Origin of the sequence: Paenibacillus sp. EKM10P (assembly GCF_011800655.1) — a bacterium.
Taxonomy (GTDB): Bacteria; Bacillota; Bacilli; order Paenibacillales; family Paenibacillaceae; genus Paenibacillus; species Paenibacillus polymyxa.
Map to the genome: position 1 here is coordinate 55,874 of NZ_JAALET010000012.1, position 15,815 is coordinate 71,688.

The 15,815-nt window shown below is 42.8% G+C and carries 12 protein-coding genes; 5 read left to right on the plus strand and 7 right to left on the minus strand.

Features of this window, described 5'->3' with window-relative positions:
- Window positions 1–10: 10 nt before the first annotated feature.
- The 3 genes from HFE01_RS21515 to HFE01_RS21525 form a co-directional block, all read right to left on the minus strand.
- Window positions 11–829, minus strand: a complete 819-nt coding sequence (locus HFE01_RS21515) for a carbohydrate ABC transporter permease (protein WP_107734853.1) — start codon at window positions 827–829, stop codon at window positions 11–13.
- Window positions 829–1,722, minus strand: a complete 894-nt coding sequence (locus tag HFE01_RS21520) for a carbohydrate ABC transporter permease (protein WP_016818625.1) — start codon at window positions 1,720–1,722, stop codon at window positions 829–831. Before HFE01_RS21520 ends, HFE01_RS21515 begins: the two co-directional genes overlap by 1 nt.
- Window positions 1,723–1,792: 70 nt before the next feature.
- Window positions 1,793–3,121, minus strand: a complete 1,329-nt coding sequence (locus HFE01_RS21525) for an ABC transporter substrate-binding protein (RefSeq protein WP_107734854.1) — start codon at window positions 3,119–3,121, stop codon at window positions 1,793–1,795.
- 294 nt (window positions 3,122–3,415) lie between these two features.
- Here HFE01_RS21525 and HFE01_RS21530 point away from each other — a divergent pair, with 294 nt between their 5' ends.
- The gene (locus HFE01_RS21530; protein ID WP_019688423.1) at window positions 3,416–4,456 is read left to right on the plus strand and encodes a LacI family DNA-binding transcriptional regulator; all 1,041 of its coding nucleotides are present in this window, start codon (window positions 3,416–3,418) and stop codon (window positions 4,454–4,456) included.
- A gap of 84 nt (window positions 4,457–4,540) precedes the next feature.
- On the opposite strand, the gene glpK is transcribed toward HFE01_RS21530, so the two are convergent.
- Together glpK and HFE01_RS21540 are read right to left on the minus strand one after the other, a co-directional pair.
- Window positions 4,541–6,034, minus strand: coding sequence for a glycerol kinase GlpK (gene glpK / locus HFE01_RS21535; RefSeq protein ID WP_016818622.1), 1,494 nt, complete (start codon window positions 6,032–6,034; stop codon window positions 4,541–4,543).
- A gap of 31 nt (window positions 6,035–6,065) precedes the next feature.
- Window positions 6,066–6,890 carry an MIP/aquaporin family protein gene (locus tag HFE01_RS21540; RefSeq protein WP_167438375.1) on the minus strand — a complete coding sequence of 275 codons (825 nt, stop codon included), beginning with the start codon at window positions 6,888–6,890 and terminating at the stop codon, window positions 6,066–6,068.
- 318 nt (window positions 6,891–7,208) lie between these two features.
- On the opposite strand from HFE01_RS21540, the gene HFE01_RS21545 reads away from it, so the two are divergent.
- The 4 genes from HFE01_RS21545 to HFE01_RS21560 all read left to right on the plus strand — a co-directional run bounded on the left by HFE01_RS21545 (window position 7,209) and on the right by HFE01_RS21560 (window position 11,935).
- Window positions 7,209–8,690, plus strand: a complete 1,482-nt coding sequence (locus HFE01_RS21545) for a PTS transporter subunit EIIC (protein WP_107734855.1) — start codon at window positions 7,209–7,211, stop codon at window positions 8,688–8,690.
- 197 nt (window positions 8,691–8,887) lie between these two features.
- On the plus strand, window positions 8,888–10,177 hold the full coding sequence (locus tag HFE01_RS21550; protein WP_107734856.1) for an ABC transporter substrate-binding protein: 1,290 nt from the start codon (window positions 8,888–8,890) through the stop codon (window positions 10,175–10,177).
- A gap of 33 nt (window positions 10,178–10,210) precedes the next feature.
- Window positions 10,211–11,086, plus strand: coding sequence for a carbohydrate ABC transporter permease (locus tag HFE01_RS21555; protein ID WP_016818618.1), 876 nt, complete (start codon window positions 10,211–10,213; stop codon window positions 11,084–11,086).
- A gap of 21 nt (window positions 11,087–11,107) precedes the next feature.
- Window positions 11,108–11,935, plus strand: a complete 828-nt coding sequence (locus tag HFE01_RS21560; RefSeq protein WP_107734857.1) for a carbohydrate ABC transporter permease — start codon at window positions 11,108–11,110, stop codon at window positions 11,933–11,935.
- 546 nt (window positions 11,936–12,481) lie between these two features.
- Here HFE01_RS21560 and HFE01_RS21565 read toward each other — a convergent pair.
- Window positions 12,482–13,945: a radical SAM protein gene (locus tag HFE01_RS21565; protein WP_235332727.1), complete on the minus strand. Its 1,464-nt coding sequence runs from the start codon at window positions 13,943–13,945 to the stop codon at window positions 12,482–12,484.
- 34 nt (window positions 13,946–13,979) lie between these two features.
- A complete protein-coding gene (locus tag HFE01_RS21570; RefSeq protein ID WP_243208230.1) occupies window positions 13,980–15,635 on the minus strand; it encodes an ATP-binding cassette domain-containing protein in 1,656 nt (551 codons plus the stop codon).
- Window positions 15,636–15,815: the final 180 nt, after the last annotated feature.

Consider the following 15,815-nt stretch of genomic DNA (forward strand, 5'->3'; position numbering starts at 1 on the left):
CTTTCAGGAATCAAGACTTCACAGCTCCAGCCATTGCACCGCCGACAATAAAGCGCTGGAGGAAAATATACAAAATAACCAGCGGTAGTGTAACAATCAAGATACCGCAAGCAAGCAGCGGCCAGTTGTTCATGTATTGTCCATAGAAAGAGAACAGTCCCTTGGTCACTGGCTGATAGGCGGGATCAGACAAATAAATGGTAGGACCTATAATGTCGTTCCATGCACCAATGGCTGTCAAAATGATGCCTGTCGCCAACACGGGCTTCATCAGTGGTACAAGAATCGTGAACAAATAACGTGAATAACCGCATCCGTCCATTGCAGCCGCTTCATCCAGCTCTCGGGAGACAGACTTGATATACCCCACAAACATCAGGAAAGCGATGCCGGTACCTGTCGTTTTCAGCAAAATAAAACCAAGCTGTGTATTGTACAGTCCCAGACTATTAATAAGGGCAAATTGCGGAATTAGCGGATTGGGGAGATACATGGAAATCAGGAAAAACACATAAAAGAAGGTGCTGAACTTAACATATCCCCGTGCTAGCGGAAAGGCGGCAAACACGGATATAATCAGGGTTAATAACGTAGAAACTCCTGTATACAAAATACTGTTCCACATATATTGAGAGAAATTCCCTTTATCCCAAGCATCCATGAAATTCTCCAAACGCAGACCCTTGGCTAGCGCTACAGGATCCATCAAATACTCGCTTTGCGTCTTCATCGATACATTAAAAAGGTAGAAAAGCGGGAGTACATATAACGAAAGCATGAGCAGTACGATGGTGTAGCTCACTATTTTGGCTCCTTTGCTACTGCTCATTACATTTCCACCTCTCTTCTGCGCAAGTAATAAAGTGCAATCATCGATACCGTAAACACGAATACAAACTGGATCATCGCAACTGCGGAAGCAAGACCATAATCTGATGTCCCGGAGCCAAAGGCTGTGGCATATACATCAAATGCAAGTGTCGTCGTGTTGAATTTACCCCCTGTCAGCACATAAATAATGTCAAAGGTTTGCAAGGCGCCGATAATGGACAGCAGCATATTGACGGTAAAAGACGGTGCAATCATTGGAAAGGTAATATTTTTGAACGCTTTCCATCCAGAAGCGCCGTCCATATATCCCGCTTCATATAAGTCACTAGGAATGGATTGGAGTCCAGCTAAGAAAATAGTCATCGAGTAACCCATGTACATCCAAATTTGCACAAAAATGACCAATTCAAATGCAATATCATAATCCCCAAAGAAGTTGGAGCTGGTTCCAAAAAAGTTCAGCAATGCTTGCGCAGGACCGCCAAGCGGATTGGCAAGCAACTGCCAGATCAGACCGGATACCGTTACCCCGAGCACAACGGGCAGAAAAAATACAGAACGATATAACACATCACCTTTGAGCTTTTTATTAATAAGGATAGCCATGAATAGCCCAACTGCGTTTTGGATCACAACCACCGCTACGGCAAAATATAAGGAACGGCCAATGGAAGCAATGCGATCTCCAGAATCGGAGGAGGTAAAAAAGGTCGTGTAATTCTCGAATCCGATAAAATTCCACGTCTGTCCCGGAACCCCGGTAGCATCTGTAAAGGAAAAAAGCACGGTTACCATAGAGGGTCCAAAACCAAGAAGCAAATAGAGCAGCACCGGGATACTCAGCAAAAGATAGGGCATTATCCGGGCAGCACCCTTTCCAAAGGGATACATGGGTCTCACACCTTTTCACATTATTATGGGAGCTTTGCAGTTACCATTGTGTTCATGTAAAATCTATGGATTATTTAGGGGCTGCCGCATCCCAGTCTGCTTGAGATTTCTGCGCAAGCTCCAAAGGCGTTTTTAACGGACCGGCAGGCGCCAAAAATTCCGCATGTACACTGGCTTCCTTAATGTACTGTCCAACATTCTTACGATTGATAAACAGCTGATCCCAAGAGAGCTTGAAGTTTTCCAGTGAAGGCTGGATTTCATTAACGAAATCGCTGCTTATCTTCACATCAGACTGTGTTGGCAAAAATCCAGCAGCGTTCACAAAATCCGTGTAGTTCTGTTTCTCAGAGAGCATTTCAAGCCATTTGATCGCATACTCCTTGTTTGGTGACTTTTCTAGTACCATCCAGGTCATATCATACTTGCCTGCCAGGTTTTTATTTTTGGCGGGGTCGTTACTGCCCGGAATCGGGAAATAACCAAATTTCAGCTCTGGATTGGCTGTCTGGATCGTAGTTGCATCCCACGTACCATCTGCAATCATAGCTACACGACCTGAAGCAAACAAACTTGGCAAGGTGCCATAGTCAATTCCCATAAATCCACCAATGGCATTGTTCATCAAAATTTGTGATTTTTCCAGCACCTCAAGCTGGACAGGATCAGTCAGTTTGGTCTTGCCTGTCCACAGCCCTTTGATATATTCCAGCTGATCATCATGGATAGAGGCTTGAAGTCCTTGGACTGCAAGATTAATAGGCCATACATCTTTACCGCCGAAACCAATCGGTTCTACGCCGTTATCTTTGAGCACCTTCATAACATTCACCAGTTCGTCCCATGTCGTGGGCACAGCAAGATTATATTTTTCAAAAATCTCTTTGTTATAAAACAGTCCTGTCAGGGCCACCTTCCCCATGTTCACACCATATACCTTGTCGTTATAGGTCATGGCATTTTTGACATCTGTAGGATTATAGTTTTTGATAAAAGCTTGATCTGACAGATCTGCAATGAGTCCTCCCTCGATCCACTGCTTCCACATCGGATCAGCAGCTCCCTTAGACCATTCCTGCGGTGCGCCTACGAAGCTGAATTTCAGAGGAATAATATCTGCATCACCGGTTGAACCCGCATTCATACGCGTTTGCATCAGTTGATCATAAGTGGAATCAGCAGGAACCGTCGTATACTCCACCTGAACATCAGGATACTTCTCTTCAAACTTTTTATTAAATTCCTTTATATAGTTATTAATATTCTCCTGCTGCCAATGAATAATTTTTAACGTGACCTTTTTATTCCCGTTCTGCCCAGCTTCGTTACCTTTACCGCAAGCGGCTAATACCACGATTAAAGCGGTTACAACAAGTAAAGAAAAACACTTTTTCAGCATTGCAAAATTCCCCCTGTAATCTTAGAATAAATGCACTCACTCTTACGAAAGCGGTTTAGTTAATTACAGCTACTATTATGTATCGAATAGCCTGTATTTGTAAATAGCAATTTGTAAATTATCAAAAAATCATTAACTATCGTTAAATCGAACTTCATTATCCATAATATATTAGGATTTATCCTATAATAGCACGGTTGACTCTCTTCTATGAGGTAGCATAGAATACGAGTAATCATTAATTTTAGAATGCAAGGTCAAATGAACTAAATCAGTTTAGTTACGGAGGATTCCATGAATATAAAAACAATAGCTAGCATGGCAGGCGTTTCAGTAGCAACGGTTTCGAAGATCATAAACAATTACACAGATATCAGTGAGGAAACCCGGCAGCGAGTACTCAAAATTATGGAGGAAACAGGCTATAGACCTTCCTCCTCGGCTAAAACGCTTGCTACCAAAAAATCTAATCTGGTAGGCGTTATATTCGCTGGCAAGCTGAATGTCGATTTTAGTCATCCTTTTTTTGTAGACATCATTAATGTTTTCAAAAAGCAGATTGGCTTGCTCGGTTACGACCTGCTTTTTTTTTCAAATGAGAAATTTCTGGATAATGGAGAGGACTATTTGGCTCGCTCAAAATATTTCTCAGTGGACGGGTGCATTATTATTGCCGGAGACGAAGTGGAGAAGAGTGTTTTTGATCTCGATGCCAGCCCTATCCCCTGCATCGGTGTTGATATCGAATTAACCGGAGCCAGCTCCTGCTACATCATGTCCGACAATCAGAAGATTTCAATGAAAGTTGTTGAGCACTTTTACATGAATGGATACCGCGAAATGGGTTTTATAGGCATAGAACGCCCCTCCTTGGTTATTAAAGAGAGAGAAGAAGCTTTTATCTCATCACTAAAGCGGTTTAGCCTTGATGTCAGACCGGAATGGATCGTGTATGGCAAGGACTATGCAGCAGAGGATGGATACCAGATCGCAAAGGCGTGGATAGAGCAAGAAAATTTACCAAGAGCTATTTTTGCGGCTACCGACCTGCTTGCCTTTGGTGCCATTCGTGCTTTCAAGGAGAGCGGCTTGAAGGTACCCGAGGATATTGCCGTAGTAGGATGTGATGATATTGAAGCCTGTCGTTATACTGATCCTCCACTGACGACTGTAAAACAAGACAAGCAAAAAATAGGTCGTCTGGCTGCTATGGTGCTGTTTGACCTGATGAATAAACAAATGGATACGAAATGTATTAAAGTGGAGCCCGAACTCGTCATTCGCACCTCCTGCGGAGCCCGGCAACATTGGAACCCTACAAGGGTTGAGGGATAGCACATACCTAAAAAAGGTGACTCCTGTCGAATTCAGAAGTCACCTTTTTGCAGTTATATAACAAGAGCCCTTTCGTTTAAGCCATTATTTGTAGGCCATCGTCGCATTCACAGCCTTTTTCCAGCCTTCATACAGGCTGTCACGTGTTGCTTCATCCATCGTAGGGGTAAAAGAAGTTTCCACTCTCACTCGCTTACGAAGTTCATCTGTACTCTTCCAGTATCCTATCGCCAACCCTGCCAGACACGCGGCACCCAGCGCCGTTGTCTCATGGATAACTGGCCGTTCCACCGTCGCATCCAGAATATCGCTCTGGAATTGCATCAGGAAATTGTTCAACACGGCTCCTCCATCCACTCGCAGCATCTTCACCGTAATACCTGAATCAATCTCCATGGCTGTAAGCACATCCTTGGTCTGATAAGCGAGCGACTCCAGGGTGGCACGGATAAAATGCTCCTTCGTGGTCCCACGTGTCAGACCAAACATCGCTCCACGTACCTCGCTATCCCAGTAGGGGCTGCCCAGCCCGACAAAAGCGGGTACAAGATATACTCCTTCTGTGGAGGAAACACGGGCCGCGTAAGGCTCACTGTCCTTTGCTTCACGGAACATGCGCAGCCCATCTCGCAGCCACTGGATCGCAGAGCCCGCAACAAACACACTCCCTTCAAGTGCGTATTGCACTTTGCCTTCCTCCAGCCCCCAAGCGATGGTCGTGATCAGACCGTGCTTGGATTCAACCGGCTGATCTCCCGTATTCATCAACATGAAGCAACCTGTACCGTAAGTGTTTTTGATCATTCCTTTTTCGTAACAAGCCTGACCGAACAAGGCTGCCTGCTGGTCACCCGCTGCACCGGCGATCGGTACATTCTGACCAAAAAAATGATAATCCACGGTGTGCGCATATACCTCGGAAGAAGGCCTTACCTCAGGCAACATGATTTTCGGAACTCCCAGAATATCCAGTAGCTCTTCATCCCACTTTAGCTCATAAATATTGTACATCAGCGTTCTGGCCGCATTGGAGTAGTCTGTTACATGGGCCTTTCCGCCGGATAGTTTCCAGATTAGCCACGAGTCAATCGTACCAAATAATAAGTCACCTCGTTCCGCTCTTTCCCGCGCTCCTTCTACATGGTCCAGTATCCACTTTACTTTAGTGCCTGAAAAATACGGATCGATCAATAGCCCTGTTTTGCTGTGAAACAACTCCTCATGCCCTTGCCGCTTCAGTTCTTCGCAAATATCCGAGGTTTGGCGTGATTGCCATACGAGTACGTTATACACGGGTAATCCGGTATTTTTGTCCCACACGGCCACCGATTCTCGCTGATTGGTAATGCCGATGGCAGCAATTTGTTTTGCTTTTACACCGGATTCGGAAAGACAGGAGGCAATAACGCCCAGAATAGAACTCCAGATTTCATTCGCATTCTGCTCTACCCAGCCGGGGTGAGGAAAATATTGCGGAAATTCCCGCTGGGCCGAGTACACCACATCTCCTTCGCTATTGAACAAAATCGCTCTTGAACTTGTCGTTCCCTGGTCTAGTGACAAAATATATTTTCCCATGTTCATCTCTCCCCGTGTAAATCCATCGTTTTTACGCTGTAAGCTTGTGATCCATTTTATGATTTTTATAAATACGACTAATACGGAAGGTAATCAAGAGTACAACCACGATAGCCCCTAATAAAATCCAGAACGCCGGAGTCATACTCCCCTTAAAAACGGCCTGATAAAACGGCCCTGCGAAAGATCCCCCCAATAGCGGTCCTACAATGGGCACCCATGCATATTTCCAGTTGGATGCTCCCTTACCGGGTATCGGTAGTAAATAATGCATCAGACGCGGCCCAAAATCCCTCGCTGGATTGATGGCATAGCCCGTTGTGCCTCCAAGGGATAAACCGATACTGACAACCAAAAAACCAACAATTAGCGGTTTAAGGCCGTCTGTAAACGAATTGGCACCAAACGACAGTAAAGCAAGAACAAAGATAAAAGTACCTATCATTTCACTAAGCACGTTACCAAACGGATGATCAATAGCTGGTCCTGTCGCAAATACACTGAGTTTGGCTGCTGTGTCCTCCGTCTCTTTCCAGTGGGGCCAATAATGCAAAATGACGATCACTGCACCCGCCATGGCTCCAAGAACCTGAGCCACAATATAACCGGGAACATCCTGCCATGGAAAACTACCCTGAAATGCCAACGCGAGTGTAACTGCGGGATTCAAATGCGCTCCGCTGATTTGGCCCACCGCATACACCCCAATAGCTACCGCGAGCCCCCACCCCAATCCGACCACAATCCAGCCGGAAGCGTGGGCAAAAGACTTTTTCAGGGACACCCCTGCGCACACTCCGCCACCTAGGGCAATAAGAATCATTGTCCCTATGAATTCGGCTGCGTATGGCGACATACAACCAACCTCCTCAATAGATCATCCGATTTTGATCGTTTTCATCGCGCAAAAAAAAGAAAAGCCATCACAAACCAACCCTGTGCTGTAACATGGGATGTCTGCGTGGCTCTCTTGTCTCCGTCACGATTATTAACTTAAATTTGATATTATATAAGCATGTAAGCGATGTCAACTGCGGATTTACGTCTTCTGATATCCTAAAATAATCGTTGACCATGTTAGATTGCCCGATTTATGATGTAAAAAAATGGCTGAATGTAAGGATTTCAGAATGAATACGACACTCCCCAACTTGATGATGAAGGGAAGAATGTTATGCTGAAATTTCTGCAAAAAATCGGCAAGTCGTTAATGCTTCCAGTAGCTACATTACCCGCCGCAGGGATTTTGCAAGGGCTGGCTCTCATTAATTATGAAACGGATATTCCGCTTGGCCCTGGAGTTGGTGGATTTCTGAATCATTATGTCACTCCTTTTCTGAATGAAGGGGCGGGTGCTATCTTTGGCAATCTGGCGCTCATTTTCTCCATCGGTGTTGCTATTGGTCTGGCAGGCGACGCGGTAGCCGCACTTTCGGCAGTCATTGCCTATTTGGTGCTGACCCGTATTTTGGCGGCCGTACCGGGTATATTTGCGTATATTCCAGACGACGTCAAGCTGGACATGGGCGTATTGGGCGGTATTTTTATCGGCGGATGGTCTGCTTATCTGTTCAAAAAATATCACAATATTCAGCTTCCAGATTGGCTTGGCTTTTTTTCGGGCAAACGTTTTGTCCCCATGATTACCGCCTTCACGACCATGATTTTAGCCATTCTGCTTGGCATGATCTGGAGTCCAATACAAGATGGCATTGCAGCCTTCGGCAACTGGATTGTTGGCTTTGGTGGAATCGGGTCAATGGTGTTCATGATTGCCAATCGACTGCTGATCCCGCTCGGTCTGCATCATGTGCTGAACTCGATCGCATGGTTTCAAATTGGGGACTATACCAACGCTGCAGGTGAAGTTGTTCATGGTGACCTGACACGTTTTTTCGCAGGCGATACATCGGCGGGTATGTTCATGTCCGGTTTCTTCCCCATTATGATGTTCGCTCTGCCAGCGGCGGCTCTCGCATTCATCCATACGGCCAAGTCGGAAAAACGTAAAGCTGTCGCTTCCATCTTTATCGGCTCTGCACTAGCGTCGTTCCTGACCGGTATTACTGAGCCCCTCGAATTTTCTTTTATGTTCATTGCACCTCTGCTTTACGGCATTCATGCTCTGCTAACAGGTCTGAGCGGCCTAGTCGTATACCTACTGGATGTCAAACTCGGCTTTTCCTTTTCAGCAGGACTCATTGACTATCTGGTCAATATGAAGCTCTCCACCCACCCATTGCGAATGATCCCGATCGGGCTTGTCTTCGCCTTCATTTATTATTTTCTGTTCCGCTTCATCATCCTCAAATTCAACCTAAAGACTCCCGGGCGCGAAGACGATGTAGATGACACCCTTCTATTTGAGGCTAACAAATCCATACCCGTTGGAAAAGCAAGCGCCTCATCCGGCCCCCAGTCCAGTCAGGCAGGCCAGGTCCTAACCTATCTCGGCGGTTCAGACAATATCCAAAGCATTGATGCCTGCATCACGCGGTTGCGTCTTGTCGTCAAGGACGACAAAGCGGTTAACGATCAAGCTCTTAAGCAGCTCGGAGCGTCAGGAATTATCAGGCTTGGGAACGGTACCCTACAGGTTATTTTCGGTACTCGATCCGAAGCTCTGAAAGATGAGATACAACGATTGATGTCATGAAGCTAATCCCCTGCCTTAAGCACGTGCGATCTTCCTATAACAGACGCACGTGCTTTTTTTTATGGATAAACGTTTCAAATTTTTTGTTTTTGGTTAAGGCAATGCACATAAATGGGTAACAGCTTCATATGATGGAGCTAAACCATTTACAACTTGTTCAGTAGGCAGATTATTCAGACAGCAAGGAGGGAAATGATGTGAAGACAGTACAATGGCAATGGCTGGTATTATGTCTTGCTTTTCTCACTATGATTAGTGGTTGTAGTGGGTCCCTATCCTCTAAAGGTCAATCATCTGAAGTTAATTTGTCAAACAGCAAAAAGATAACGCTTACATTGTGGTACTGGAACCGTTCTATTGACGATGAATTGCTCGTCCAAGCCGAAAAACAGTTTCCCAACATTGAATTAAAAACTCAAAAAATAGGCGGTGACTTTAAAGCCAAGCTGAAGACAACGCTCGCAGCTCGTTCCGGTGAACCGGACATCGTAGCTCTGAACGACTGGATGGTGGAGCTATTCCCGAGTGCGGATCGTTTTTATGATCTAAAGGAACTCGGAGCAGACCGACTGAAGGATCAATATTTGGAATGGAAATGGAATCAGGGCATCACTCCTGATGGTAAAATGATTGCATTTCCCATGGATACTGGGCCTACCGCCCTCTTCTATCGAAGCGACCTGTTTGAACAGGCAGGCTTGCCAAGTGATCCTGAACAGGTCAGTGCCTCGATTCGCACATGGGATGATTATATGGCAGCCGGAGAACAACTTCGGCAGAAATTCGGAAGCCATTCATTTTTGGCCGATAATATTGTAAACGTTTACAATCAGGTACTCGCTCAACATACGAACCTGTACTTCAAGCCGGACGGAAGTTATATCGGTAATCAATCTCCTGACATCCGCCTGGGCTGGAAAACCGCTGTGGATTTCCACAGGAAGCATCTGCTCGCCAATGCAGATGGCTGGACTCCTGAATGGAATGCTTCGGTCAATAACGGCAAAATCGCCTCGTTCGTAGGGGCAATCTGGATGAAGCAAGTTCTCACAGAAGCCGCACCGGATACAGCGGGCAAATGGAGAGTCGCCCGTGCTCCTGGAGGAGACGGCAATCTGGGAGGGTCTTTCATCTCTATCCTCAAATCTAGCCAACACCCCAAAGAAGCCTTTGAAGTTCTGACCTGGCTGCAAAGCCCGGAACACCAACTGGAAGCCTACCATAAAATCGGCCTGTTCCCATCCACTCCCGGCGTCTATGACGATCCAGTGATGGAGACACCCGAGCCTTTCTTTGGTGGTCAGGCCACTGGCCTCATTTTTGCTGCCTCCGCACGTCATGTGAAAAATAGCTATTTCGGCGAGCGCTATCCTGTCATCCACGGCATTGTGACCCGTCGTCTTGCCAATGTGGCCAAGCAAAATGCCGATCCCGACTCATTATGGACGGAAACAATGCAACGAATTGAACGGGAATTACAGCGGTAAAAAATAAAACTTCAAAAAAGGCGTGTGGACAATATGCTGAGAGAAATCTGGAAGCACCGGGCTGTTTATGCTGCGATCTCGCCATTTTATTTGCTGTTTGGCATCTTTGGCTTGTTTCCGATTGGCTTTTCATTGTACCTGGCGTTTCACAAATGGGACGGGATCGGAGACATGACCTACAACGGCTGGGGCAACTTTCGTTACCTTGTGACAGATAACGAATTTTGGCAGGCTGTAGGTAATACGTTTGTGATCTGGGTGTACGCCACGATTCCAATGCTATTTCTAGCACTCATTGTTGCCTTTCTGCTTTATGCCCCTTTTGTGAAAATGCGCACCTTATGGCGAGTTGGATTCTTCCTGCCCAATGTGACATCTATTGTTGCTGTTGCCATCATCTTTGGCGCCTTATTTGCCAACAATTTTGGATTTCTCAACTACCTTTTGCAGCTCTTGGGGCTACCTATGATCCAATGGCTGAATGTGCCATGGGGTATCCAAATCGCCATTTCTTCCATGGTCGTCTGGAGATGGATGGGTTACAACGCCATTATCTATCTGGCTGGGCTCCAGAGTATCCCACATGTGCTGTATGAGGCCGCCAAAATAGACGGGGCAACCGGAGCGCAAGCTTTTTTCCGCATCACCATTCCGATGCTGCGCCCAGTCATTCTGTTTACGGTCATTACGTCCACCATCGGTGGCATGCAGCTGTTCACCGAGCCACAGGTCCTGGTCGGTAATGACGGCGGTGCCGGGGCAAGTGGCATGACCATCGTTTTATACCTGTACCGCGAGTCGTTCATTAACAACTATTTTGGATATGGCGCTGCTGTCGGATGGGGCATGTTTCTCATCATTGCTCTATTCTCCATCATCAATTGGAAACTCGTTCAAGGTAAAAAATAACGATGGAAGGAGCTTTACCACATGATACAGACACGTGCAAAATCCATTGTTTTATATGCCGGGCTGTTGGTAGGTATCATCCTGTCGATGTTTCCATTTTACTGGCTAATCGTCATGGCAACCCGTACAACCTCAGACATCTATCGTTTTCCGCCACAATTGTGGTTCGGCAGCCACTTCCTGGATAACATCACGAGAGTATTGCAGCAGATTGATTTTGCCGGCGCCTTTTTGAATACCCTTTTTGTAGCCAGTTCGATTACCCTATTGGTGCTGTTTTTTGATTCACTGGCCGGTTTTGCATTCGCAAAGTTTGATTTTCCGGGCAAAAAGGTGCTATTCGTCATTCTGCTAGCTACAATGATGGTCCCTTCACAACTTTCGCTCGTCCCCTCCTTTGTCATGATGGCTTCCTTTGGATGGGTAGGTACGTTCAAAGCGCTCATCATCCCGGGCATGGTAAATGCCTTCGGGATTTTCTGGATTCGTCAGTATGCAGAAGAGTCTATTCCCAAGGAGCTCCTGGATGCGGGGCGTATGGACGGGTGCAGCTTTTTTCGACTGTACTGGAATGTAGCACTGCCGATTTTACGCCCTGCGTTCGCTTTTCTCGGCGCATTTACCTTTATAGGAGCTTGGAATGATTACTTATGGCCATTAATCGTTTTAACGGATGAGCGCAAATTCACCCTCCAGATTGCATTGTCGCAGTTGAACGGGATTTACAATACGGATTATGCGATGGTCATTGCTGGCACCCTGCTGGCTGTACTTCCGCTTATTATTTTGTTTCTTTTCATCAGCCGCCAATTTATTTCCGATCTTGCCGCTGGAGCGATCAAAGATTAGCTTCACTTGATTCCCCTTTTACTTGCTCTAAAGCGTCATCGAAAATGGACTTAAGCTCTGGAGAGGACTTGCACAACTATGAGCTCCGTGCGATTTTATTAATTGGAACGACTGCTCTAAATGGAACCCTCAAATAGGCTACTTCCGAGGCTGGGTCTACACACGATTGAACATGCACTGTCTACCTGTTATCCATATTTCCTTGTAAATTATTCTCTATAGTTATCTAACGATTAATAAAAATCGCTTCCACTCATTTAACAGAGTAGAAGCGATTTTTCAAAAGTTATATAAACGTTTCTCTAATAGGTCAACTTAAAGCCATATCATAGTTTGCACTACTATTCATTTGCCTATCAGAGCGACATTTACATGCACAATTCGAGCCATGTCCGAAGTCATGAAGTATATTATTAGCACCGGAAGAACAGATACAAGATAAAGGAACAATTCCAAGGGTATTTGCCATTAAAGGCTTCCTTCCAAATGGATTTACAATTCTCAATTTATAATCCTCCTTCGACTCGTTTTGATTATAGATTGGAATTACACCAATGTAATATGGTTTAATTCCTCTAATAAATGTGGTTTGTGTTCCAAGATAGTATGATAGCTTATCAATGCATGTTCCAGCATATCTAAAGAACGCCTACAAGCTATTCTCTTTTTTTCGATATTAAACTTATCACTATCGTAACATTCGACGTAACAAACCGAACAAAGGCGTATAGCCCAACATTTGGAACACTGGGACAAACTCTCCTTACCATAGTCGTCTATATAACGATCGATTAACACAGATTCATCTATACCACTATAAACGTTTCCAACTGAAGGTGATTTTCCAATGCGTTCGCATAAATGAAAGTCTCCATTTACCGTTACATAAATTCTTCTTGAGGCAGGTGAACAGCAGCCGTTTAAACAATAGTCCGGGTAAGGAGTTTCAGTTAAAATCCTATCATGTATTATTGAGAATTGTTTGTGTAAAAAATCGATTGTAAAGGGAGTATTTTTTGATATAGAAGTATTATTTAACATTAGATCAATTGTCCAGTTCCCTACAGGGTTATCATAACAATACATAGAGCTTTTTTCAGTAATCGTTTTTTCTATGTCAGACGAGTGTCTCACATAAGAAATATTTTTAGTAATATCCTTAGGTACCCACGAAAGAGAATTGAAGAAATTTTGAATTTTTTTCATAACTACATCATTAGCTGGTCTAGGTGTTACCATGCTTAGCGATATAAGAGAATTACTCTTTTCTCCATAAGCATTAATTATATGTTTAAGACCATTAATTGCCTTGTCATACGTGCCCTCACCATTTTTAAACACCCTCCTACAATCATGTATTTCCTTTGGACCGTCAATACTACAAACTACTCCAAAGTTAGGAATTGTAGATAGATATTCTGCGATTTCAGCAGTTATTAAGGTTAAGTTTGTTGTCATTGAAAATGTTAATTCTTTATCAGCACCATTTTTCAAAGCATAGTCTACACAATGCTTTAATAATTTAAATTCTATTAATGGCTCCCCGCCATAAAAAGTTACCGCCACTTTTTTACCTGAGTTTTTCAGAGTATAATCGATTGCTAACTCTGCTACCTGCCAGGACATGTGCCTGCGTCCAAACTCCCTGAAGTCTATGTTCCCTGAATGATATATGCAATAATGGCATGCCATATTACATTGTTCGGTCAACTCCAGAGTAACCTGTTCTAGATGACTTCTTGCATTTTCTAAAACCTCATCTTTTGATAGTGCAAAGGATAAAAGAGGAGGTGCTTGAAATAAATGCTGTTCCTGCGCAGCATGTATTAAGTCAATTAGAACAGTCAATGTATCATCATTAACTTTGGTAGGTTTTATTACCTCTTCGATATCTCCGTACACTTGTAAGTTATTTAGAAATACATATTCTATTTCAGTGCATTCCATAACTTTGCCTGTGCCCACATCATATAAATAGGATTTATTCTTTGTCTGAAACAACTTAAACAATCGTGAGTAATTCCCATACTGTTTTTTGATGTTTCTAAAGAACTCCATAACTGTGGAATCCAATATCATCACGTTCCTTTTGGGTTTCGATATTCAAAATATGGTCACATGCTGCTAATAGTCTCTGGTCATGTGATACTACAATTGTTATCCTTCTTGACTTTTGCTTGGTCAATATTTCTATAAGTCCACTTACACTCCTTGAATCTAAGGCTGATGTGGGCTCATCAAGAATCGTTAAGAAAGAATCTTTACTTAATGCACGAATCAAAGCTAATTTTTGCTTTTCACCACCAGAAAAGTTGCTTCCATTTTCATTTATTAGTATATTTTCAAGGTTAGCTTTTGTTATTATCTCTTCAAGCCCAAAGGCTGTTATAAGCTCATCTTGATTACTGGCAATCTCTTTTGAAAAAGTAATTCCAAATTTCAAATATTCCTTTATTGGTAGATTTAAAAACTCCGGATTCTGTTCTACATAAGAAATTCTATAACGCCTCATATCAAGCATATCTATATCTTTGATGGAGCAATTATTAAAAGCTATTTCTCCTGTGTAAAGATCACTATAAAGACCTATCAGAGTATTAAGTAATGTTGTTTTGCCTGAACCATTGTGGCCACAAATCCCGTAAATTCCCCCTCTAAAAAAATCATAAGAAAAATCTTTAAATACGCTTTCACCAGAATATTTAACACCTAATTTTTTAATACTTATTTTCTCTAATTCTCCAAGTGTTGTGCTACCATAAATATCATTTTTAGAATTCATAACGTCATTTAACCGTTCTATCGATACTTTCGTCTCTTGGTATGAGCTTGCTAAGCTTAATAAATATGAAGTTGACGAGATGATCATTGAAAGGTACGTGTTAATTATGGTGAACTGCCCTATACTCATTTGGCCAATTACAACTTTATGACCGCCAATTCCGATTACAAATATATAGCAGATGATCAATATAAATTGATTTAGATTGGAGAAAATATAATTAGTTTTTACTTGTGAAGTCGCAACTCTAAATAATGAATTAAATGCTTTATTTAACCGCTCATTCATTTCATTAAAGAGTACATTTTTCTTTATAAAAACCAGTTTGTTAATTTGTTCGACTTTTTTAGAGTAGTATTCATTTGCTTCTTTTTTATACTTCAGATTTGCTTTATATAATTTTTTTCTAAAAACCATATATGTAAATATATAAAATGGAATAAGCGAAAATATAATAACGCATAATAGTACATCAGCTTTTAAAACAATAATTCCACTTACAATTATTGTAATTACTTGTAATGCTAAGTTAGAAATATTATTAGAGAAAAAGTCAACTACTGTGGATGAATCATGATTGATTTGATCAACTAAGTATGCATTATCCTTATCTTTGAAGACCGATAGTTTGGTTTTGAATATTTTTTGGTAGATATCATTGCAGATTTCGTATAATAATAGATTATTTAATTTCGTAGAGAATAGTGCAGTTAAATATTGTATGCAAATATTTACTAAATTTATGATACCTAGTAGAAGCACGAAATATAAAATGATACTTATGTTACTTTTTGATACTAAATAGTCAATATATATGCCTGTAATGTATGGCACAATAATTCCTATAATCCACAATATTGAAGTAACAGCAATATAAAAAAATACATACTTGCGTGTTTTTAAAAGGTATTTTTTCAAGTATTCCAGGACTATCATATTCATCACCTATGCTTCGCTTCATATTAGGTAAATCTTAGCGAGATGCTGAAACAACATCTCGCTAAGTAATAGTACTCCTCTTAAGCTACTGCTTGTAGGAACAAGAAAGAGTACAGCCACTTGAACCGTGGAAAGGGCAATGTGCACTTACTTGTACAG

Coding starts and splice junctions, on each gene's coding strand:
- HFE01_RS21515 (WP_107734853.1), bottom strand. CDS start 829: ATGAGCAGTAGCAAAGGAGCCAAAATAGTGAGCTACACCATCGTACTG.
- HFE01_RS21520 (WP_016818625.1), bottom strand. CDS start 1,722: ATGTATCCCTTTGGAAAGGGTGCTGCCCGGATAATGCCCTATCTTTTG.
- HFE01_RS21525 (WP_107734854.1), bottom strand. CDS start 3,121: ATGCTGAAAAAGTGTTTTTCTTTACTTGTTGTAACCGCTTTAATCGTG.
- HFE01_RS21530 (WP_019688423.1), top strand. CDS start 3,416: ATGAATATAAAAACAATAGCTAGCATGGCAGGCGTTTCAGTAGCAACG.
- glpK (WP_016818622.1), bottom strand. CDS start 6,034: ATGGGAAAATATATTTTGTCACTAGACCAGGGAACGACAAGTTCAAGA.
- HFE01_RS21540 (WP_167438375.1), bottom strand. CDS start 6,890: ATGTCGCCATACGCAGCCGAATTCATAGGGACAATGATTCTTATTGCC.
- HFE01_RS21545 (WP_107734855.1), top strand. CDS start 7,209: ATGCTGAAATTTCTGCAAAAAATCGGCAAGTCGTTAATGCTTCCAGTA.
- HFE01_RS21555 (WP_016818618.1), top strand. CDS start 10,211: ATGCTGAGAGAAATCTGGAAGCACCGGGCTGTTTATGCTGCGATCTCG.
- HFE01_RS21560 (WP_107734857.1), top strand. CDS start 11,108: ATGATACAGACACGTGCAAAATCCATTGTTTTATATGCCGGGCTGTTG.